This is a genomic window from Acinetobacter lwoffii (genome assembly GCF_019048525.1).
Taxonomy (GTDB): domain Bacteria; phylum Pseudomonadota; class Gammaproteobacteria; order Pseudomonadales; family Moraxellaceae; genus Acinetobacter; species Acinetobacter lwoffii_K.
This window is the reverse complement of sequence record NZ_CP077369.1, coordinates 2,349,697-2,370,756: the sequence shown is the minus strand read 5'-3', so window position 1 is coordinate 2,370,756 and position 21,060 is coordinate 2,349,697. Positions and strand designations below refer to the sequence as shown.

Sequence of the window (21,060 nt, the reverse complement as noted above, 5' to 3'; positions counted from 1 at the left end):
ATTAAAATGTTTAAAGCAGAAAAAGTACTTTGGGGCGAAGGTCTGTTTTTAAGACCGCAACATTTTCAATTACAGGATGCCTATCATGAACAACGCTTGAGTCATATGATTCGGGCGACATTTCCTTTTGCTCACGGGATCCAATCCATTCAATTTGATGAAGCTCAATTCAATATGCATATATTGGCATTGAGCAAAATTGAAATGATCTGGCAAGATGGTGAAATTTATCAGGCGCCTGTACAGGATTTATTACCAGAACCGGTACAACTGGATACCTTAAACCTGCGTGGTGAAATGCTAATTTATTTGGCTTTACCGATGCTACAACCGAACAAGCAGAATGTAAGTCATGCTGAAAACACTCAGACGAGTCGTTATCACTCACATTTAATCTCTACTCATGATTTATTCACTGATGCCACTACAGCGGAGATCACCCTGTTACGCCGTCGGGCAGAATTTAAACTTTTTGAAGTTGGCCATGAACCTCAGCAGCCTCTGGATGGTTATTTATATCTTCCGGTTGCTCAAATCAAAAGACAAAGTTCGGGAAATTTTAATTTTGATCATAAATTTATTCCTCCAATTTTACATATTCAGGCCTGTGAATATCTGCTAGGCAATTTAAAGCGAACTTTGAATATTATCCGGGCCAAGATTAAAACGATTCAATCCAATAATCGGGAAAATGAACAGAAACTGATTGAATTCCGTTCTGGGGATATCGTCTCTTTCTGGCTAGTGAATGCCTTAAATACTGCTTATGCAACCTTAAATCATATTTTGCAATATCCCCAAATTCATCCGGAACGGCTATATGCGGAACTTTTAAGACTAAGCGGCTCCTTACTCACATTTTCAACAGCCTATGACATTGATCAACTACCGCAGTATCAGCATCATCATTTGTATGACAGTTTCAATCAGCTTGATATTATTCTCAGAGATTTACTCGATACAATTATTTCGAATCGATATATCAGCATCAGCTTAAAAGAAACGCGCCCGTCCTATTGGCTCGGTAGTCTGGAGACTGACAAGATCAGTCGCAATACCCGGCTATATCTTGCTGTATCGAGTAGCATTATGCCTGCACATGATCTGATTGCCTATGTTCCGATCCGTTTTAAAGTCGGCAGTAGCATAGATGTAGAACAACGTGTGGTTGCAGCTTTGCCTGCTGTACCCGTCCAGCACCTCATGCAGGTTCCTACTGCAATTCCAGTACGTTCCGGTGTGCATTATTTCGAGATCGAACCAAATAATGAACTGTATCAGCGCATGCTGGATTCAGAATCAATTTGTGTTTATATCCCGAACGGTTTTAAGGATATTACGGTTGAACTGATTGCTGTCATGAATGGATAAAATAAAAATGAATACAATCGCTAATTCTCCTTCTTCACTTTTTTCTTCACTTTTTGATGATGATCAAATCGGGGCCGGTTATACAGCCATGCAACCTGTAGAAAGCTACCCTACCTATACGAATAGTCTGGTAGATTTACTGCATGACGGCTTCTATATTGTTTTCCTGTTAAAAAATCATTATCTCCCTACAGATATTGAAGCCTTTCGTGAAAAAATTCTGGAGATGTTGAAAAGTTTTGAACATCAGGCACGTCAGATGCAATTTTCAGCTGAAGATATTCAAGATGCAAAATATGCCTATTGCGCTTTAGTAGATGAAACAATTGTCACGCAACAGGATGAGCGATTTTTTGATCTTCAAAATGCTTGGATGATCAGTCCTTTACAGTTAATCCTGTTTGGCTCACAACTTGCAGGTTTTCACTTCTTTGAAAATCTGGAAGAAATAAGCCATAAAGATAAGCAACGTCTGGCAGTATTAGAGGTATATCATTATTGCCTTTTATTGGGATTCCAGGGAAAGTATCGAATTGAATCTATTGAGCATTTAAATAGTCTGATTGCTCGTATCGGAGATCAGATTGATTATCTCAAGTGTAAAAAAGTTGCTTTTTCTCCTTTTTCAGCAATTCCAGATCAAATCCGACATATCATCCATCGTGAATTACCATTTTTCTGGATTCTGATATTTTTATTATTATTTGCTGTGATCAGCTTTGTGGTTTTTAAATATGCCTTGTCAACAGAACAGGCTGCTGTGTTTTCTCAATATCAAAATTTGATTAGCACTCCTGCTGAACAAGCTTATATTACGATTCATTTACCCTAACTCAATTTTCAAATAAATATGATGGACACTTATAAAAATCAAGACTTAAAAATGACGCCGTTGGAAAATTTATATCAATGAATAAAAAACTTTTTTGAATCATTATTAGATCAATCATTTAACTGATGATTTTGATTATATTAAGCAGCTTTACTGTATTAAGTCTGGCTATGTTAGTCTTGCTGTCCTACGAGTTTCGATTAAGAATACAGGATTTATTTCTTGGTTTGATTCCACAAAGCAAGCAACAATTTTCTCAAGCAAAACATTTTGTTCAGAAATTTTATCAGGCGGCATCGCCTAAGCATATTCAGTCTGAGTGGTATTTGCAGCAATGGTGGATTTTGATTGCAGGATTTAGCTTATTTGGCAGTATTTTAATATTCGCTTTTACGCAACCACTTACTGCAAGTAAGTTTGAAGCTGAATTTTTAAGGAAAGTTGATCCACAGATTTATGCATTATTAGATGGGCAAATATTAACAGCTCCAACTGAAGTCGATGAACAGCTTATTATTGAAGCCTTACAAGAAGAAGTTTTAGCAAATCATTCTGTAATTTCAGCGCAAAGCCTTAATCTGAATATTGAAGACATTCATATAAATCCAAATATCAGCACAGCAGACCGTAAATGGCATAAGATGAATCCGCGATTTAAACAGCGCTTACTGATGGTTTTTAAAATTATGCGCGAACAGCATGGTTATGAGCTGGTTTTACTCGAAGGTTATCGAAGTCCGGAAAGGCAAAACTCTTTGGCGACCAACAGCAATATTACCAAGGCCAAAGGCTTTCAAAGTTATCATCAGTTTGGGCTAGCTGCAGATATTGCCTTTAAGCGAAATGGTAAGGTAGTGATTAGTGAACGTGATCCATGGGGCATGCGTGGTTATGAACTGTATGGCCAGATTGCAGAATCGGTGGGTTTAACCTGGGGCGGTCGCTGGAAATCCATTAAAGATTTTGGGCATACTGAATATCGTATGCCCGGTTTAAAGAAAACAGCTGAAATGGCTCATCAACTCATTCATGAAGGACAATTACAGACTCAAACATTTCAGCCTTGAGTGTGAAATCGTAAATCAATTCAAAAAGGCTCTCATGTGCTGGATCACTTCATCTGGCTTTTCACCATGCAGCCAATGTCCTGTATTTTCAATGCATTCAATTTTCGCCTGAGAAAATTGTTCATTGATTGCCGCAAAATGTTCAGGTTTTGAGATATAAAAAGAATTACCGCCACGAAGAAATAAAGCTGGCTGATTAACTTTTTCGACCTTTTCCCAAGCCATAATATCTGGATAATGATCAAATAAAGCTTGAACATTAAAGAGCCATTGCCCTTTATTAAAGGATTTTAATAGAAACTGAATTACCATTTCTTCATGAATGTATTCACGCATAATTTTTGCTGCCTCAAGTCGTGAAGCAACATTTGCTTGTTGCACCGCAAATAAAGCTTTAAAAATCTCATTATGATGACTCTCATGATATTGGATTGGTGTAATATCAAGAACGACCAACTTTTCAGTTTGTACTCGGGCTAAATCAGCCAATTTCATAGCAATTTTTCCGCCCATAGAATGCCCTATTACTATGAACTTTTGAATATTTAAACTTGATAAAGTTTCTAGGACATCTTCCGCCATGAACTGATAATTTAAGTCTGAACTATGACCAGAAAGACCATGATTGCGTACATCAATTTGAAGCACGGTTCTTTGCTCAGAAAAATATCGAGCTAGTATTCCTAAATTACTTAAACTACCGAATAAACCATGAATAAAAATCATTGGAGATAGTACTGACGTTTCGTGGTGTTGGAGTTGATAATTTAGGATCATTTGAGAATTCCTTGATTTCTTTCTTTATTTAAGTGTTTATAATGGATTTATATTGGGAATTAATCAATTGCGAAATTTTTAAATATAAATTTTACTTAGGCTATTTTATGGGATATATTTTGCTTAGGCTAAATAATTCATAATCAATTTGTAAGTATTTAAAATTACGATTTTAGATCTGGATGGATATTTGGCTATCTATAAATATGAAAGAAGATGGTTGAGTTGTGGTGCAGACTAAATAAAATTAATGAAAATCTTAAAACTGGGATTTAATAACATGTAAACCACTTTTAGGTCAGAGTGTTTCTTAAACTAACTCGCTGTTATTACCCAAATAGACTGAGGTAATTTTGAAAATATTGTTTTTAATTATTCATTGCTTATTATTTATCAAAAAATGACTATTCATAAGTAGCTTATTAATCCACTTGATTCTGTTTAGAATAATACGTCTTAAGTCCAAATGAGTTACAGGTAGTAAACATCAACATTATAAATTTCCCCTCTCCCCCTTTCTTGAGAAAGTTGTTAAACTTATGTTTTGCTTAGGCTATTTTGGTATCTTAATATGCTTAAATTAGTAGCTTATATAAGCGTGCAATCACGCTATCCTACTTAAATTGTTCTGTTCAAGAAATACACCGCATAAATAAGACATTTTTTAGAAATTACAAAACCAAGATTATTCATTTATTCTTATCAATAGATTGAATACAGTGGATATATCCCCGAGGTATGAGGTATTCACATCAAAATAAATTTAAATTAACTTAACATTTTCTTTATTAAATGATATTCGGGAGATGGTCTTTCAGGTTTTAATATCTATAAAATTTGATTGTAAAACAGACTTATTTATTTTTAGTCTACTGCGAAAAACGTTCGAAAATGAAAAGTATTTTATAATTTATTCTACATCCCTATTTTTACAAAATACGTTTGTAGTCATTCCAGATTGAGTCAAACTTTGATCCTGCCGCTCAAGAAAGTTTTTGGCAATCATAGCCATCGTGGGCGCCATATCCAGACTGCTGTTTTCTTCGGACACCTTTTGAATATCCTGATAGGCTTTCAGTCGTTTGCAGAAAGCCTGACGTTGAGTTTGTGCATCTGCCTTTTGATCATCTTCATCTAAAATGTATTTGGTTTCATTCACGATTTTAGTCTGTGCTGAAATAAACTGGTCATAGGCACTTTGTGAAAGCCGCTGTGCGAAGACCACACTACTCAGTCCTAATAATAATCCAGCACAAATGAAAGATGATTTTTTTAGCATTTAAATTTCTTCTTTCCAGACATCTTCATAATCATCGGCATCAATCATGAAACGAAAACCTGTTTCCAGAGCCAGATACGGTAAAACTTCTGGTGCGATGTCCTGTAATTCACGTACTGTCATGGTTTCAAAAGCCTCTTCACTTGAAGGCTCTCCGCCATAAATGTACCAGCTGATATTTTCATCTGTTTCAGGCTTTTTACGGATGCCGACAATCGGATCCTGTTTTAAGGTATGTACGGCCACCGCAACAACATCATCCCCCGTGACTTCAACATAAGCCGAGCCTACTTCTTCACAAAGTAGCTTTTGCTCTGCGATCAGTTCTTGTAACGGTGACAGGTTTTGCGTGTTTTTCGACATTCGGTCTTTCTCATCATTCATTAGCGCGCTATTTTAACTTAATTTTAATGAAGCTGATTGGGATTTCGTCGAGATCTAAAAAATATCTGCCCTTAAACCGTGTTAAGCGCAGATATGGATCTCAGCTTATTGGAAGACTTTAAAGCGCTCTTCATCCGCCAGATAATCTTTGGCACGTGGCTCGCCTTCTATCGAACCAAAGACCAACTGTGCATGCAACTTCCAGTTCGATGGAATGTCCCATTCCGCATGTACCTGTTCATCCACGATCGGATTGTAGTGCTGCAATGATGCGCCCAGACCTTCTGTATGCAATGCTGTCCACGTTGCAAATTGCGCGATCGCAGTCGAATGCTCTGCCCAGATTGGAAAGTTATCAGCATAAGATGGGAATTGTTCCTGTAAGCCTTCTATAACTGTTTGATCTTCAAAAAATAAAACAGTGCCTAGCCCTGCCGCAAAACTTGCCATTTTTGCTGTGGTTCTTGCAGCGCTTTCTTCATCTTTGGCATAGCTTTTTAATTTATCTGCGACGAAGCCCCAGAACTTTTCATGTTCCGAATTGAATAAAATGACGGCGCGTGAAGACTGAGAATTGAAAGAAGATGGGCTCTGCTTAATTGCAGTCTGAATCAAATCAGTTAGATGTTCAGGAGATTGTTCAACATTCTTGGCAATGGCATAAATAGTACGGCGTTTAGTAATTAAATCTAAAAACTGATTCGACATTTTTGAAAATCCTGGGATATATCTTCGGGAAAATTTGAACCTTCAGTTATTTTTATGAAGGATAGCTAATCAATGGAGCTTTTGCTTTAACGTGAGATAAAGCCTATATACCTTAAAAAATAATGGACTCAATTACTAGGCTATTTAATTGATATTTTTATATATTTTTTAGCTAAAAATGATCATTTTCATCTATTTTTTGAACAATCGTTAAAACTACTGCCCTATGCGAGTGCCTGACGCTAAACAATGGTTCAACATGCGCTATTATTGATCAAAATTTTAAGAATAAAGACCTTCAATCACCAAATTTAATCTTGCTTAGGCTATTTCAAGAGATCATGCATTTTGAAATAAATCTCATATTGCAGATAAAATTAATCCCCCAAAATTGGAAGATTAATTTTATAAATAAAAGCTAAAAAACCCGTTTAAAACTTCGCGTTCAACACCTGAGCAGATACTTTAGTCTTCCACAGCTCACGTAAAATCGGTAAATAGAATTTCTCACCAAGTTCAACCAGCTCTGCATCAATCAGAGCATGCATCTCATGCATAAACAAATAATCCAGTTCAACTGTGGTTAGTTTAGTCTGCTGTTTTTGATAGTCTTTGCGTTTCTGTTGGGCTTGTTTAACCAGACGATCCGCAAATGCTTTATCTTTAAACTGGGTAATTGCTTTTAATCGAAGTTCGATAATACCCCATCCAGTTAAGAACATCTGGAAGGTTTCAAAATCATCGCTGGTCGATTCCCAAGACATTTCTTCCAGATTTTCATTATCGGGAAGCACAGGTAAAAGAAGTTCCATCACACTTGGGAAAATCTTTTTGAAATTCAGAATAAATTTAACAGGATGCTCACCTGGATAATCCTTGAATTGCGCCTTTCTTTGAACATCTGTTAAATAAATATCAAGCATAAAACAATCATCAGTGGTTAATCTCATCTAGCACTATTGTACGCAACTCTGCCTGAGATAAAAACCACTGCTGACTATTCCATGATAAAACAGGCGTAAAGATTGAAAATAAAAGTGCTCCGGCCCTTATTTAGCATTCGGTGAGACCATCTGTTCAGGACGCACCACTTCATCAAACTGTTCAGCGGTGACTAAACCCAGTTCAACAGCCACCTGTTTTAAGGTTTTTCCTTCCTTATAAGCTGTTTTGGCAACCTTGGCTGCATTCTCATAACCAATGACCGGATTCAATGCCGTGACCAGCATTAAAGAATCATGCAGGAAATGTTCAATTTTCTCATGATTCGGCTCAATGCCTACGGCGCAATGATCATTAAAACTGTTACACGCATCGCCTAAAAGCTGGATGGATTGCAACAGATTATAGGCAATGACCGGCATAAATACATTCAGTTCAAAGTTACCTGATGCACCTGCCACGTTAATGGTGGTGTCATTTCCGAGAACTTGCGCGACCACCATCGTCATCGCTTCACTTTGCGTCGGGTTCACCTTACCCGGCATGATGCTAGAACCCGGTTCATTTTCAGGAATACGCAATTCACCAAAACCACAACGTGGCCCGCTGGCTAGCCAGCGAATATCATTGGCAATCTTATTCAGGCTAACCGCTAAAGTCTTTAATGCACCAGAAGCAAATACCGCAGCATCACGGCCTGCCAAAGCCTCAAACTTGTTTGGCGCAGTTACAAATGGCAAGCCAGTTAATTGTCCCAGGGTTTTAGCAGACTGAACGGCATAATCAGGATGGGCATTCAGACCGGTACCAACCGCTGTACCGCCTAATGGTAATTCATATAGTCCGACCAATGCCTGTTCTAGACGAAGAAGCCCATGATCCAGCTGAGAGACATAACCGCTGAATTCCTGCCCCAAGGTTAAAGGCGTAGCATCTTGTAGATGTGTCCGGCCAATTTTTACAATATCGGCAAAATCCTGAGATTTGGCATATAAGGTATCGCGTAAACGTGTGACAGCCGGAATTAAGAGTTCATTGATCTGCAAGCTCGCAGCCACATGAATCGCCGTCGGAAATGAATCGTTAGTAGATTGGGCACGGTTGACATGATCATTCGGATGAACAGGCTTTTGCGCGCCTAAATGATTACCCAGTTTCTGGTTGGCAATATTGGCAATCACCTCATTACAGTTCATATTACTTTGCGTACCTGAACCGGTTTGCCAGACCACCAGTGGAAATTGACTGTCCCATTTTCCGCTAATGACTTCATCTGCAGCATCTACGATGTAGCGTGACAGTTCTGGGGGAATCTGGTTCAGCTCAGCATTGGTTAAAGCCGCAGCTTTTTTGACGAGTCCCATGGCACGAATCATTGGACGTGGCAAACGCTCATTTCCAATTTTGAAATTTTGCAAGCTACGCTGAGTCTGAGCGCCCCATAAAGCCTCGCTCGGTACAGCTACTTCTCCCATCGTGTCATGTTCAATACGTGTTTGCATGTTCAACCTCAATTCTTCTTGCCTGTTACTGATCTTAGGAATTTCTATATCAATGATTTAATCTATTTATTTAAAGTAATTGATTACAGCAACCATGTAAATGATAATTATTATCAAATATGAGTTGAATACTCTTACTTACTGCCCTCTGAGCATATTCTGATAAAACAACCATTCATCCTCAAGCATCTTTCTGAGTGAACGCTGAGGTTGCCAATGTAGGATATTTCGCGCTTTTCCAATGTTCGCCCCCAATTGATCCATTTCCGCATGTGGGTATGGCAGAGCATCCATGGTTTTGATTGCAGACTGAGTCACTTCAGCCAGCTGATCTAGTAAATCCTGTATGGAAATCAATTCACCGGCAATATTAAAGGCTTCACATTTTAATTCCTGCTGTTGTGATAGCCATTGCAAGGACTTGATCACGGCATCACAACAGTCTGCGACATGCAGAAAACTGCGTTCTACTGTGCCATCCGCAGTATGGGCCTGACGGCGTAATTCCAGATATTCACGTTGCTGTGCAGCGACCTGCATCGCCAAAGGCAAAATATTTTTCGGTAAAGGTGGCACCGCTTCCCCCAGCACACCGTGTTCAAAGGCGCCGGCGATATTGGACAGACGTAGGATCGCAATCCGCCATTCATTATCAGTTTTGGCAGTATCCCGGATAATTTCCTCAACCATTTGTTGCGATTTGATATAGGGATTCGGATAAGTGAAGTTAAAAGGCAGATCTTCGCTTAAGTCTGCACCAGATTGTCCATATACCGCCAGACTGGATAAATGTACCAGATGACGCACGCCGGTACGCTGCATGGCACGCATGAGACTCATAATACAGCTAACATTATCATTATAATATTCAAGTGGTTTTAATACTGATTCTTCCAATGATTTAAAACTTGCGGTATGCACCACAGCCTGAATCGAATGCTGCTCAAAGACTTTGTTCAATGCTGGCGTATTGCGAATATCAATTTTGATAAAAGGTACATACATACCAGAAATAAATTCGAGGCGCTCCAGAATCTGTAAGTTAGCATTGGCCAAATTATCGACCACAATGACCTCTAGTCCTTGTGCTAACAGACTTAAAGCAATATGTGAGCCTAAAAAGCCTAATCCACCCGTCACTAAAATCATTTATACTACCTACTTTCTGATGAAGCCAAGATCAATCTGTTGCTATTGATCAAGCCTGTAGTGAATTTCGATGAGCACCTTAATTCTTGTTACCTCCGCACCGACTTCCATTTATGCCTGGCATGCCCTGGGTTTGGCTCAGGCCTTGCAAGATAAACAGGAAGCATTCCGTGTATTCTTCTATCAGGACGGCGTATCGGTCGCAAATGCACTGCAATGGGTACCCGACGATCAACGTCATCTTACACATGCATGGCAAGCGCTACAGATTCGCCTCCCGGTCTGTGTAAGTGCAGCATTGGCACGTGGAATTACAGATCTGGACAATGCTCGACGTCACAATATTCAGCAGCATAATCTGGCAGATGCCTTTGAATTGGTCGGTTTAGGTGAACTTGCCGATGCTGTTCAGTCCTCACAACGTCTCATTCAATTCTAGATGTTTCATTTTTTAGAATGTGTTGCTTTTCCAAGGAATCTTGTGTGAAATCTGTACTTGTTATATTAACCCAAGCCAATCTGACCAGCCTGCAGGTGCATGAAAGCCTGTCAGCTACCATGGTCCTGGCAACCTTTGGCGCAGAAGTTAAAGTCCTGCTACAAGGTGCTGCCCTTAGTCTGCTGCGTTCAGAGCTGCAATTTGACCAGGTGCATCATGCATTCAAACTGGCATCAAATATGGTCGACAGTTTCGAGTTTTATGATCTCACTCCATTTCTGATTGAGCAGAAAAACCAGAATTCCCCATTTGTGACACAGAGCGAACAAGAAATCGAATTTATTGAGCTTAATTCTGAATTTATTCAAAGCTTTGATCATGTGTTGTATTGGTAAGAAGGATATACAAATGTCAAATCATACACTTTACCTGATCCAATCCAGCTATTCGGCAACAGCGCAGATCCTAGAGCAACTGGCTCAAACTTATACAATGGGTGATCAGGTCGTGCTGATGGGTGAAGCGGTTTTGCTGCTAGAGCATTCATTTCTTCAAAGCTTGCCGAAAATTCACATACTGAAAAATGATGCGGAGTTATTAGTACAGCCTTTGCCTGATCAGATAAAGCTTTTGAATTATGCGGATTTTGCAGATCTTTGCCTCGAGTTTAATCGCTGCATTTCAATGAAATAATAAATGAGTTAGATATGAATTTAGAATTGGATCAAGATGGCCATCTGGTTGACTATACCATCTGGAATGAAGAAGTCGCTCAAGTGCTGGCCGATAGTCTGAAACTGAGCTTAACTCCTTGGCATTTTGAAATTCTGCAAGCGGTACGTCAGTTCTATCAGCAGTTTGGTCATTCACCAGCAACACGACCACTGATTAAATTTTTAATGAAAACTGTCAGTGCCGATATCAATAATGCCATGCTTCAAGAAAAGTTTAATACTGGTCTGGTGGCCCGTCACTTAAGCCGTTTGGCTGGTGTACCCAAGCCTGCGAACTGTTTATAAAGATACTTAGCTTTTTAAAGTATGTATTTAAAGGCCCAAATCATATTTTGGGCTTTTTTATGAGAGCAATTTTTAGGCTTAGAATAATGAAAGATGCATCTGGATCTAATTTTTCAAATTCGAGTTTGTTCTAATACTCGCAATGCCCGATGCAATTCATGATCCATTTCAGGCAGAACCTTAATCAGAAAATCAATTTGTGCTTTCGCTTCGGCCTTGCTCACCAGTTGGGCCTCTACCAGTTTTTGCTGCTGAGTGATCAACAAACTGACTTGGTGAGGATCTGGTCGTTGTCCCTCACTTAAAGCGTTAATGATCTGAGTAAAGTCCAGATATAACTGTTCTTGTTGCTTTGATAATTCGCTTTGCTTTGCAACCGTATCATTCTGTTCCTTATTCGTAGTTTGACTATTCTCAGGAGAGTTAACAGATATATAGCTTGCCGATTTTTCAGCTGGCAGGACCGGATCAGAATGGGTCTGATCAGTAAAATTCGTCCGATAGATTTCTTGTCGTACCTGATAGCCAATACCGACTAAAGTCCCAAACAATAGCAATCCGAGTATTACATAGAACAGAATTGTTTTATCATTCATTTTTATGTCCTCAGCTCAACAAAGACAACCTTTATCAAAAAGCTGTCTTTTTCGCTAATCGACGATTGACTACGGCGTTGACCAGTCTGCTGGTGCATATCCAATCCGGACGCGTTGTGGATGATTTCCTACAGGCACACTCAGCACTTTATTGCCTGTGGCAAAATCAATCACTGTGACCACATCGGTTTCACTTTCTGAAATCACACAGCTACGACCATCCGGGCTTCGTGTTGCCCAATAAGGTTTACCTGCAGAAATCAGTTTCCCGGCAGTCAGCGTCTTGCGATCTACAATCGTAGCGTAGTTATCCATGGTACCAGCGACACAGAGCTTTTCACCATCAGCACTGATTGATAGGCCATGATGACGCGAATCATTGACCCATTTTGTCCGGTCTTTCGGAATACTGTCACTGCCAGAGAGTTGTCCGATCCGGCTAATCTTGTTCTGATTCAGATCATATTCAATCAGACCATTAAAAAATGAAACCTGGGCATACAGTTTGGTTTCATCCTTACTAAATACCATCGGTCTCACTGAATTGGATAAATCTTTGCGGCCAAATGCATCCAGTGCAGGTCTGAAATCGATTTTTCTTACCACCTGATGCGTATTGGCATCTGCGATAGTGATAAAACGCTTACCTTTAGTAAAATCTTGCCACTGTGCATCCATCGATGTTTCCACATTGCCGATAGCAGAGTTCAGAATCTTGTTGCCTCCATCGAAGTAAATGTTTTCATGCGGTTTGTCGCCAGTGCTGAAACGGCCCAACTCTTTACCGGTATGGATATCCAATACATGCACCACATTTCCTGAAGATGCAGATACGGCGACCCGCTGCCCATCTGGTGATACCGCCATATGGTCGGCACGGAAGCCTTCTACAGGCGTCCGCCAGTTAATCTTGCCGGTTTTGATATTAATCGATACCACATCGGCGAAACTTGGGCGTGATGCAACGACTGACTGCCCGTCTGGTGTCGAGTAGATATCATCTACCAGTTGGTCATTGCCTTCACCGGCTGTGGTCTGGATATAAGTATAAGCAATCAGTTTGATTGGATTCAGGTGAATTTCTTTAAGGCGCTCTTTACGATCAGGAATCATGTTAATGACGCCAATTTTGCCAAAATCACCCGATGGACGAATCACGGTTACCGTGCCATCCCAATTATTTCCGACAAAGAAAACCTGCTGTGAATTGGCAGGTACAGCTGAAGGCGCAGAAGCGGCCTGTACACTTGGCAACGCAGATAGCATCGCCATCGCAGATAATGTCAGACAGAACCGTGGCCATTTTTTATTTTGAATTTTCATCCATTATGCTCTGCATAATAATTTATATTTTTGTTTTCATTCCTTGTTGTGTACACAGCCAGGCTGTGTTTTAACTTATCTAATATACAAACGTATAAAATGATTTACTGTTATTTCCGACCAAAAAATATGCAGCTATTTTAAATTTATTACTTCAGGTTCTATGAATTTAGGTGATCATCGTACTTTGATTTTATGTATCCAGCACATCGACGAACTGTGCATTGAGCACTTTGGCAAGATCAGCCGGTTTTAATCCAATATCAAGTCCCCTTTTTCCACCGCTTACATACATTTTTTCAAGTCGATTTGCACTACTACAAATCACTGTTTTTAAACGTTTCTTTTGGCCAATGGGACTAATTCCGCCAACCAGATAACCGGTCAAACGTTCTGCATGTTTAGGATCTGCCATCTGGAGTTTTTTACATCCCACAGCCTGGGCTACTTTTTTCAGATTTAACTGATGATGTACCGGCAATATGGCAACAAAATACTGTTTATCATCCGTGACTAATAAAGTTTTAAAGACTTCTTCCACCGAAAGCCCCAATTTCTCAGCAGCTTCTAGCCCGAAACTTTTGGCATTGGCATCATGTTCATATTCATGAATGCTGTATTCAATTTTATTGGCTTTTAATAGTTTGCATGCAGGTGTCATAGAAAGTCTTGTTTGAGATGAATCGCATGATTATATAAAGATTAGCTCAAGAAGTTAATTTAGATGAGGCAACTACAGAGCAAATTTTGCTTTAAGCCCGTATTCCGCTTCAATCAGACCTATTTGGTTCAATCTTTACGCTCTTCAATACTTTTGAACTCTTCTGCAAAGATGATGACGAGCAAAATATCAACAAATGTATGTGTTTTTGCCACTATCTAAGCGTTAGGCGATTAATGGCTTCACTGTGTAGAAGGCTTGAAGATGAACACATTCGTCATTTCATGCGTCTATAAATACGAGGCATATAAGTCGAGCGTTTTATCTTAAACCCGCTGAGATTTAACCTTTATCTCCGGAAGAAGAAATAGATTCTTGTACAGTGTCTGTCATGAATACTTGAATTGAAAATGATGTAATTAATTCCAATATATTGGAAGAATAGACCTAGGAAAATCCAAGTACAATAAGAGAAAATATCATTAACATATTGTCTTATCTTATATTTTTAAATTTTCGTCAAGTTTTGAGAAACGGTCGATAGCTTATATATAAAGAGGATCATCAGCACAACTCTAAAGTCAGAATGTAAAGAGTTTTCTATGCTATAGAAGTCGAACATTGCAGTAAAATCAGCCAGACAACTCTTGTTCAAAACTAAAAATATCACTAAAAGGAAGAATTTAGCGTTAACATGAAGATACAGTTACATAAAGGATATTAACTGTTTTTGCCAATTGGGTTTACAATGAAAATAATCTGAATACCCAGCGAATTGTAATTTTTTAACATTGCCAAATCTCTGCAAAGTTTTCATTATAGCGCCACTGTTTGCTATATGCTTTCTACGTTAATTCAAAGAAATTATAAATAGTAATGTAGAAAATCATGCAATAATAAGCAGAGTTTGCAGACATCTTGCAAACAAACCCCGATACTTTTTAATTGGAGCATGCTGGATGAGTTCGACCATTTTGGTTATTCATGGACCGAATTTAAACTTGCTTGGGAAGCGCGAACCGGAAGTTTATGGTCACCTTAGTCTTGACGATATTAACCAGCAGCTGATTGCTCAGGCTCAACAAGCTACCTTACAACTCGATACTTTCCAGAGCAACTGGGAAGGTGCCATTGTTGACCGAATTCATCAAGCCCAGCAAGACGGCATTCAATATATCATTATTAATCCAGCAGCATTGACCCATACCTCTGTTGCTGTTCGCGATGCCCTCCTTGGCGTTGCCATTCCTTTCATTGAAGTCCATCTGTCTAATGTGCATGCACGTGAGGCATTCCGACATCATTCATACTTGTCCGATAAAGCCATCGGCGTGATCTGTGGTCTAGGTGCAAAAGGCTATGCTGCTGCCCTCGACTATATCATTGAAAAAATACAACCTTCTACACAATCTTAATTAGGAATACTGTCTCATGGATATCCGTAAAATCAAGAAACTCATCGACTTGATGATTGAATCTGACTTACAGGCGATCGAAGTTAAAGAAGGCGATCAATCGATTGCATTAACTCGTCGTAATCCAGTGGTTGCAGCAGCTGTTCCTGCGATGCCTGCACCAGCAGCCGAAGCGCCAGCAGCAAAATCTCCTCGCGGTGCTGTTGAAACTTCACCAATGGTCGGCGTGTTCTATGCAGCACCAAGCCCAGGTGAGCCGACCTTTGTTAAAGTTGGCCAGACCGTTTCTGCAGGCGATACGCTCGGTATTATCGAAGCAATGAAAATCATGAACCCGATAGAAGCAACTCAAAGCGGTGTGATTGAAGAAATTCTGGTGAAAAATGGTGAAGTGATTCAATTCGGTCAACCACTTTTCCGCTACCGCGCTTAATCACCCCGGGGATTTATAATGTTGCAAAAAGTTTTAATTGCAAACCGTGGTGAAATTGCGTTACGCATCACCCGTGCTTGCAGAACTTTAGGGATCAAAACTGTAGGTGTCTATTCTGACGCAGACAAGGACCTGATGCATTTACGTTTCTGTGATGAAGCAGTATGTATCGGCCCTGGTGCGAGCAGTGACAGCTACCTGAATATTCCTGCGATTATTACAGCTGCTGAAATTACCGGCGCAGATGCAATCCATCCTGGTTATGGATTCCTCGCTGAAAATGCAGAATTTGCAGAAATCGTGGAAAATTCTGGTTTTATCTTTATTGGTCCACGTCCGGAACATATCCGTTTAATGGGGAACAAGGTTTCTGCCATTATTGCCATGAAAAAAGCTGGTGTACCAACAGTACCAGGCTGCGACCATGCCGTAACGATTCACAATGCACTCGCTGAAGCCAAAGAGATCGGTTTTCCACTGATTGTAAAAGCTGCTTCTGGCGGTGGTGGTCGTGGTATGCGTATCGTAGAAAATGTCGATACCCTGCTTGAATCTGTTCAGGCTGCACAGCGTGATGCGGAAATGTGGTTTGGTGATGATACGGTCTATATGGAACGTTTCCTGCAAAAGCCACGTCACGTCGAAGTGCAAGTACTGGCTGATGGTAATGGCCATGCGATTCATCTGTATGATCGTGACTGTTCGCTACAGCGTCGCCATCAAAAAGTACTGGAAGAAGCACCAGCACCGAACTTACCAGAGCAAGCACGTGCTGATATTCTAGAAGCCTGTGTCAATGCGTGTAAATTGATGCAATACCGTGGTGCAGGTACATTCGAATTCCTGTTTGAAGATGATGAGTTCTTCTTCATTGAAATGAATACGCGTGTTCAGGTTGAGCATCCGGTGACTGAAATGGTCACGGGGATCGATATTATCGAACAGCAATTGCGTATTGCTGGCGGCTTAGGTCTCGATATTCAGCAAGAAGACGTCAAGGTTTTAGGACATGCGATTGAATGCCGTATTAACGCAGAAGATCCATCGACCTTCCTGCCTTCACCAGGCAAGATTGACAACTTCTATGCACCAGGCGGCGCAGGTATCCGTTTAGATTCGCATGTTTATCCAGGCTACAGCATTCCACCGTATTATGATTCAATGATTGCCAAACTGATTTCGCATGGTAAGGATCGTGAGACGTCTATTTCTCGAATGAGAAATGCTTTGGAAGAAATGATTTTGACTGGCGTTAAAACCAATATTCCTTTACACAAAGATTTAATCCTTCAGGATAAAAACTTCTGCAAACAGGCAATGGATATTCATTACCTAGAGAAGCATTTATTAAAGCAGCTTGAAGGTGCTGAAGACAAAGCTTAAATCAAAGCTCATAAAAAACCGCTGTCATTCAGCGGTTTTTTATTGTGTGCAATTTAAGGCAATACGCGTCTGAGCACGGCAAAACATTGCTCGGCTTTTTCATTGGCACAGAAGTTAATGGTATAAGGGTTTTGCCATTTGACAAAATACTGCGAAATTTCACCAGACTGATCCACCTGATTGCCTGAACAGTCTTTTTCATTATTGTCATATTTTACTTGCAGAATCAGCGCTGGAATCTGCTGCGAAGGATCCTGTGCCGGCTGATAGTCATATAGCCCCGACGTCCACTCATCGCCACTTTTAATCACCACATTATTATTGCCTTTAAAATTATAATATTCGATACATTTTTTATTATTCGGGATTTCCATTCCCCACAATCCGACAATTTCCGGACGGGTTTTCACAGTAAATGTATTTGGGATTTCAGCAGCTTTAGCAGGAGCATTCGCTGGTTTTTTATTTTCTGTCGCCATTAGCCAAGGTGAGCTCATGAGTAAGATAAGGCTAAGACATATTTTTTTCATATTTACCGGCATCTTGTTAACAATTGATTCTAAATTATCATATTTTTTGGGATCGTGTCCCGCTCTAACGCAATTTCAATACAGAGTCAGAAATTATTTATCACATTGTTTAAAAACATGGATTTCCTTTCTGACTGTTTTTGTATATATTTCGTATATAAGAATCTTAATAGTTCGTATTAATAACAGATTAATCAAACAATAAAATTATATTTTAGGTCAAACTTAGTTGCTGAACAAAGTGATCATTCACACTTAGAAATTTGAATAGGATTTTAAATTTGCAATTAGCTCGAATAACAGAACAACAATTAAATCATGAAACCTATGCTTATTTTGTCATTGTTTTCGCTGTTTTAGTCTGTTGTTTTATTGGGATCGCAACCAGACCGATTGAGTACCTGGCCTTATTGTGGCCGGCCAATGCTGCCTTGTTAGCCCTGTTCTTACGCTTTCCACATTTAAATAATGTGGGAGGTTGGCTTGGTGCATTCAGTGCTTTTATGTTTGCAGATCTCGTCACCGGAAACAGCCTATTACAAAGCTTGTTTCTTACCCTGTCTAATCTGATCAGCACTATTGTCTCGATATTTTTTATTCGATATTTCAAGATTAATTACAAATACTATAATACTGGTTATACATTCGTTCATTTATTTGGCATCTTCGCTTTTGCGGGCTGTCTGGCCAGCGCTGCTTTTGCAGTTGCCACCCTGCCAAACTTACCCAATACATTCATGACCAAAGAAAACTTATGGATTAATTTTGGTCTATGGTGGACGGGCGAGATGGTCAATTATATCGTGGTATTACCTTTGCTTCTGGCCTTTCCCAGAATCAAGGATATGCAGTATCTGTTTAAAAACCGCCGTCAAAAGCGTCATCATTTCAGTTATTTTCTGCCCGCAGCTACAGTCGTACTCTGTGTCATCATCACCAATATTTTTTCAGGTCCGGGCACCCTGCTCTATCCTTTGGCTGCGCTGATCTGGGCCGCATTAACCTATCGCCTGTTTAGCATGACACTGATTAATGCGTTTGTGACTATTTTAACCTATTACAGCCTGACGCGGTTTTATGCCACAACGCATGACATCTTGGCAGATTCTACGATTTATATTTCGCTCCGGATCGGGCTGTTTATGCTGGCCTTATCGCCGCTTATTCTTTGTATTATTAGTCAAAACCGCAATGAGCTGTTTAAACGGGTTCTCTATCTGGCCAATCATGACAGTCTGACCCGCACCATGAACCGTCATTTTTTCTTTCAGAAAGGTGAATATTTACTGCAATATGCCAACAGAATGGAATTTTCGGTCATCATGCTGGATATTGATCATTTCAAACGTCTGAACGATGATTTTGGCCATCATGTCGGTGACAAGGTGCTGCAACATTTTGCGGAAATCATTCGCTGCAATTTACGTGCTGAAGATCTGTTTGCACGAATTGGTGGGGAAGAATTTGTGCTGTTACTCTGGAATACCGAACCATCAGAAGCACGTCTTATTGCAGAACGGATTCGTGATCTGGTGGAAAAAACCCCGATTTATCAATCAGATGGATCGCCCCTGTATATTACCGTGAGTGTGGGCATCACTCATCAAAATGAACCGCAGGCCCAAGACCTGCAAAACCTGATCAATATTGCAGATCAAGCCTTGTATCAGGCCAAACATCGTGGGCGAAATCAGGTGGTGCTTGCATCTTGAGCCTAAATGATCTACAACCTTGAATCAGCAACACTAGGGAATGGCAATGAAATTTGAAGAATATCTGCAATATGACGGTTTAGGACTGGCTGATCTGGTCGCCAATAAACAAGTACATTCAAGTGAACTTTTATCTGCTGCACTAGAGCGTAGCTCAATTGCCAATCCCGAGCTAAATGCAATTATTATTCCGATGCATGAGCATGCATTGAAACGGAGCCAGCAAAATCTGTCCGGACCTTTTGCCGGTGTGCCTTTTCTGGTTAAAGACCTGTTTCAGGAATATGCCGGTTATCCGACTTCTTATGGCTGTCAGGGCTTAAAACGGATCGGTTATATTGCCGAAACCAATGCCGAGATTGTCAATCGCTGGGAAAAAGCCGGGATTGTGACTTTTGGACGTACCAATACCCCTGAATTTGGCATTAAAGGGATTACTGAACCGGATGCCTGGGGCAGCTGTAAAAATCCGTGGAATTTACAGCATAATAGCGGCGGCTCATCAGGTGGTTCAGCTTCTGCTGTGGCGGCCGGAATTGTACCAATTGCGGGTGCTGGTGATGGTGGCGGTTCGATCCGTATCCCTGCCTCCTATTGTGGCCTGTTTGGCCTAAAACCGAGTCGTGGCCGCACGCCTTGGGGACCGCAAATGAGTGAAGCTATGCATGGCGCTGCGATTCAGCATGTATTAACCAAAACGGTGCGTGATAGTGCTGCAATGCTGGATGCCACCCATGGTGAAGATCATAGTTCACTGTTTAAGATTCAGCGTCCACAGCATCATTATCTGGATGTGATTCAGCAACCGCCAAAAAAACTGAAAATTGCGTTTAGCACTTATTCTACGATTGGCACACCTGTTTCCCAGGATGCCATTAAAGCCATTGAAAAAACAGCCAAATTGCTAGAATCTTTGGGCCATGAGGTGGTCGAAGACCGCCCAGCCATTGATGGAATGCAACTGGCCAAGGATTTTATTACCACCTGGTTTAGCCAATTTTCATTTATGCTGGATGAAATCCAGAAAGGCTATCCGTCTAAAACAAATGATTTTGAATTGGACTCTTTAGCACTGGCGGCTTTTGGGGCCAAAACCAGCGCGATTGATTATATCCAGAACCTGAATAACTGGGGCCAGTATGTGACCCAGATGAATCATTTCTTTGATAATTATGACCTCTATCTAACGCCTGCAACGGCGACAGTGGCGCCGAAAAATGGTGAGGTCAAAACACCAAACTGGCAGAAACCGATTCTTAAAGCTTTATTGAAACTAAATAAAGCACATTTGCTGGCGCAAGGGAAACTAGTAAACCAGATTGTGAAAGAAAATCTAAAATGGGTGCCTTTCACGCAACTGGCCAATATTACCGGACTCCCGGCGATGTCTGTACCGCTGTACTGGAATGAACAAAACCTGCCGCTCGGTTCACAGTTTATTGCACCATTTGCCCGTGAGGATCTGCTACTACAACTGGCAGCCCAATTGGAGCAGGCACAACCGTGGTTTGGGCAATACGCCAAAATCCGTATTTAAT

At 40.4% G+C, this 21,060-nt stretch carries 23 protein-coding genes; 12 read left to right on the top strand and 11 right to left on the bottom strand.

Translation table 11 applies throughout. From position 1 onward, the window contains the following. Positions 1-6: 6 nt before the first annotated feature. From tssK to I6L24_RS11170, 3 genes are all read left to right on the top strand, one after another. Positions 7-1,371 (top strand): type VI secretion system baseplate subunit TssK, encoded by a 1,365-nt coding sequence (gene tssK / locus I6L24_RS11180; protein ID WP_216986011.1) that lies wholly within the window; start codon positions 7-9, stop codon positions 1,369-1,371. 7 nt (positions 1,372-1,378) lie between these two features. Then, a complete protein-coding gene (gene icmH, locus I6L24_RS11175) occupies positions 1,379-2,203 on the top strand; it encodes a type IVB secretion system protein IcmH/DotU (RefSeq protein ID WP_216986010.1) in 825 nt (274 codons plus the stop codon). 125 nt (positions 2,204-2,328) lie between these two features. Continuing rightward, complete coding sequence (locus I6L24_RS11170; protein ID WP_216986009.1) at positions 2,329-3,270, top strand: M15 family metallopeptidase; 942 nt, start codon at positions 2,329-2,331, stop codon at positions 3,268-3,270. Between the two features lie 15 nt (positions 3,271-3,285). Here the strand turns inward: I6L24_RS11170 and I6L24_RS11165 are convergent, their stop codons facing one another. The 7 genes from I6L24_RS11165 to I6L24_RS11135 all read right to left on the bottom strand — a co-directional run bounded on the left by I6L24_RS11165 (position 3,286) and on the right by I6L24_RS11135 (position 10,011). Further along, the gene (locus I6L24_RS11165) at positions 3,286-4,047 is read right to left on the bottom strand and encodes an alpha/beta fold hydrolase (RefSeq protein WP_114540713.1); all 762 of its coding nucleotides are present in this window, start codon (positions 4,045-4,047) and stop codon (positions 3,286-3,288) included. A 910-nt stretch (positions 4,048-4,957) separates the two neighbouring features. Next, on the bottom strand, positions 4,958-5,326 hold the full coding sequence (locus I6L24_RS11160; protein WP_005107026.1) for a hypothetical protein: 369 nt from the start codon (positions 5,324-5,326) through the stop codon (positions 4,958-4,960). Beyond that, positions 5,327-5,689 (bottom strand): immunity protein Imm33 domain-containing protein, encoded by a 363-nt coding sequence (locus I6L24_RS11155; RefSeq protein WP_005107027.1) that lies wholly within the window; start codon positions 5,687-5,689, stop codon positions 5,327-5,329. 126 nt (positions 5,690-5,815) lie between these two features. After that, positions 5,816-6,418 carry a nitroreductase family protein gene (locus I6L24_RS11150; RefSeq protein WP_216986008.1) on the bottom strand — a complete coding sequence of 201 codons (603 nt, stop codon included), beginning with the start codon at positions 6,416-6,418 and terminating at the stop codon, positions 5,816-5,818. Between the two features lie 431 nt (positions 6,419-6,849). Next, positions 6,850-7,341, bottom strand: a complete 492-nt coding sequence (locus tag I6L24_RS11145; RefSeq protein WP_071851363.1) for a hypothetical protein — start codon at positions 7,339-7,341, stop codon at positions 6,850-6,852. 126 nt (positions 7,342-7,467) lie between these two features. Beyond that, on the bottom strand, positions 7,468-8,862 hold the full coding sequence (fumC, locus tag I6L24_RS11140) for a class II fumarate hydratase (protein ID WP_071851344.1): 1,395 nt from the start codon (positions 8,860-8,862) through the stop codon (positions 7,468-7,470). A 138-nt stretch (positions 8,863-9,000) separates the two neighbouring features. Beyond that, positions 9,001-10,011 (bottom strand): NAD-dependent epimerase/dehydratase family protein, encoded by a 1,011-nt coding sequence (locus I6L24_RS11135; RefSeq protein WP_071851346.1) that lies wholly within the window; start codon positions 10,009-10,011, stop codon positions 9,001-9,003. A gap of 70 nt (positions 10,012-10,081) precedes the next feature. Here I6L24_RS11135 and tusD point away from each other — a divergent pair, with 70 nt between their 5' ends. The 4 genes from tusD to I6L24_RS11115 are packed head-to-tail and all read left to right on the top strand — an operon-like array spanning position 10,082 to position 11,469. After that, on the top strand, positions 10,082-10,450 hold the full coding sequence (gene tusD, locus I6L24_RS11130; RefSeq protein WP_004280211.1) for a sulfurtransferase complex subunit TusD: 369 nt from the start codon (positions 10,082-10,084) through the stop codon (positions 10,448-10,450). Positions 10,451-10,494: 44 nt separating this feature from the next. Beyond that, positions 10,495-10,845: a hypothetical protein gene (locus I6L24_RS11125; protein ID WP_071851348.1), complete on the top strand. Its 351-nt coding sequence runs from the start codon at positions 10,495-10,497 to the stop codon at positions 10,843-10,845. 13 nt (positions 10,846-10,858) lie between these two features. Further along, entirely contained in the window at positions 10,859-11,143 is a 285-nt protein-coding gene (locus tag I6L24_RS11120) for a DsrH/TusB family sulfur metabolism protein (protein ID WP_004646886.1), read from the top strand. Between the two features lie 14 nt (positions 11,144-11,157). Then, positions 11,158-11,469, top strand: a complete 312-nt coding sequence (locus I6L24_RS11115) for a TusE/DsrC/DsvC family sulfur relay protein (RefSeq protein WP_005246493.1) — start codon at positions 11,158-11,160, stop codon at positions 11,467-11,469. A 113-nt stretch (positions 11,470-11,582) separates the two neighbouring features. On the opposite strand, the gene I6L24_RS11110 is transcribed toward I6L24_RS11115, so the two are convergent. The 3 genes from I6L24_RS11110 to ybaK form a co-directional block, all read right to left on the bottom strand. Beyond that, a complete protein-coding gene (locus tag I6L24_RS11110; RefSeq protein WP_005246495.1) occupies positions 11,583-12,065 on the bottom strand; it encodes a hypothetical protein in 483 nt (160 codons plus the stop codon). Between the two features lie 69 nt (positions 12,066-12,134). Next, positions 12,135-13,388 (bottom strand): YncE family protein, encoded by a 1,254-nt coding sequence (locus I6L24_RS11105; protein ID WP_216986007.1) that lies wholly within the window; start codon positions 13,386-13,388, stop codon positions 12,135-12,137. Positions 13,389-13,581: 193 nt separating this feature from the next. Then, a complete protein-coding gene (ybaK, locus tag I6L24_RS11100; protein ID WP_044108365.1) occupies positions 13,582-14,049 on the bottom strand; it encodes a Cys-tRNA(Pro) deacylase in 468 nt (155 codons plus the stop codon). Positions 14,050-15,008: 959 nt separating this feature from the next. Between ybaK and aroQ the strand changes: the two genes are divergently transcribed. From aroQ to accC, 3 genes are read left to right on the top strand one after another with little or no spacing between them, the layout of a single operon-like run. Beyond that, positions 15,009-15,464, top strand: a complete 456-nt coding sequence (gene aroQ, locus I6L24_RS11095; RefSeq protein ID WP_005246503.1) for a type II 3-dehydroquinate dehydratase — start codon at positions 15,009-15,011, stop codon at positions 15,462-15,464. A gap of 16 nt (positions 15,465-15,480) precedes the next feature. After that, positions 15,481-15,897: an acetyl-CoA carboxylase biotin carboxyl carrier protein gene (gene accB, locus I6L24_RS11090; protein WP_005107117.1), complete on the top strand. Its 417-nt coding sequence runs from the start codon at positions 15,481-15,483 to the stop codon at positions 15,895-15,897. An 18-nt stretch (positions 15,898-15,915) separates the two neighbouring features. Beyond that, positions 15,916-17,280 carry an acetyl-CoA carboxylase biotin carboxylase subunit gene (gene accC, locus I6L24_RS11085; protein ID WP_216986006.1) on the top strand — a complete coding sequence of 455 codons (1,365 nt, stop codon included), beginning with the start codon at positions 15,916-15,918 and terminating at the stop codon, positions 17,278-17,280. A gap of 53 nt (positions 17,281-17,333) precedes the next feature. Here the strand turns inward: accC and I6L24_RS11080 are convergent, their stop codons facing one another. Further along, positions 17,334-17,777: a hypothetical protein gene (locus I6L24_RS11080; RefSeq protein ID WP_005100815.1), complete on the bottom strand. Its 444-nt coding sequence runs from the start codon at positions 17,775-17,777 to the stop codon at positions 17,334-17,336. A 314-nt stretch (positions 17,778-18,091) separates the two neighbouring features. Here I6L24_RS11080 and I6L24_RS11075 point away from each other — a divergent pair, with 314 nt between their 5' ends. Further along, the gene (locus tag I6L24_RS11075) at positions 18,092-19,522 is read left to right on the top strand and encodes a sensor domain-containing diguanylate cyclase (protein ID WP_216986005.1); all 1,431 of its coding nucleotides are present in this window, start codon (positions 18,092-18,094) and stop codon (positions 19,520-19,522) included. A 46-nt stretch (positions 19,523-19,568) separates the two neighbouring features. Further along, a complete protein-coding gene (locus tag I6L24_RS11070) occupies positions 19,569-21,059 on the top strand; it encodes an amidase (protein WP_216986004.1) in 1,491 nt (496 codons plus the stop codon). Position 21,060: the final 1 nt, after the last annotated feature.